Origin of the sequence: Leisingera sp. ANG-M1 (genome assembly GCF_000813745.1) — a bacterium.
In the GTDB taxonomy this organism is placed as follows: Bacteria; Pseudomonadota; Alphaproteobacteria; order Rhodobacterales; family Rhodobacteraceae; genus Leisingera.
Genome location: NZ_JWLC01000070.1, coordinates 783 through 1,525, shown reverse-complemented (window position 1 = coordinate 1,525; position 743 = coordinate 783). Strand labels below are relative to the sequence as shown.

Here is a 743-nt window from a genome sequence, read left to right as displayed (position 1 = left end):
TCTGCGGTTTCCCATCTGCTCTCCGGCCGGACCAAAACCGTTGACCGCGACACATCCAGGCTCATCTCCCAGCTTCTTGGTACGCCCGCCGATTTCTGGAGTGAGCTCAAAGAAAACGAGAGGCTGCGCCCCAGCAGACCAGCATCTGCCTATCTCGAGGAGCTGGACGGCAAGCCGCTAAGGCAAATACCGCCAGGCATCCTTGTCGATCACCAAGTTATGGACCTTCAAAGGCGCTGGATCGGGGCAACAGGGGAAGAGCAGTTATCAGACCAAGCTTTTATCATCGAACCCTTCAGCACCTGCCAGCTGGGACCTGCCAGTTACGACACACGAATCGGCGGGTACTGGGAGGGCCATCCGGAACAAACAAACCCCATGATGCTGAACGGGCACCTGGAAATCCGCCGCGGCGAAACGGTTTACGCCTACACGCAAGAGCATTTCGGCATGCCCGTCGATACGGTTGGCCGGGTCGGTCCGACCGTCGATCTGATCACCACGGGCATCGTAGTATCGCATGGACCGCTGATCGCGCCACTGTTCCGGGGCAAGCTGACGGTTGCATTACACAATTTTACACAGGATGTCATCCGCATTACAGAGAACACGCGCTTTATCAAGGTCGTATTCGAAAAGCTCCAGTCGGTCCCGCAGCAGAAAAAACCGGAAACCGGCCTGCCCGAGCGCAGCCCCGAATCCGAACGGAATGCGGAAAGGCGCCAGCTGGAAGAGGAAATCGC

1 protein-coding gene is annotated in these 743 nt (G+C 57.7%); it reads left to right on the top strand.

What is annotated here, in order from left to right; all coding sequences use genetic code 11:
* A partial coding sequence (locus RA19_RS25380) for a dCTP deaminase domain-containing protein (protein WP_193748340.1) occupies positions 1–743 on the top strand: 743 nt, incomplete at both ends.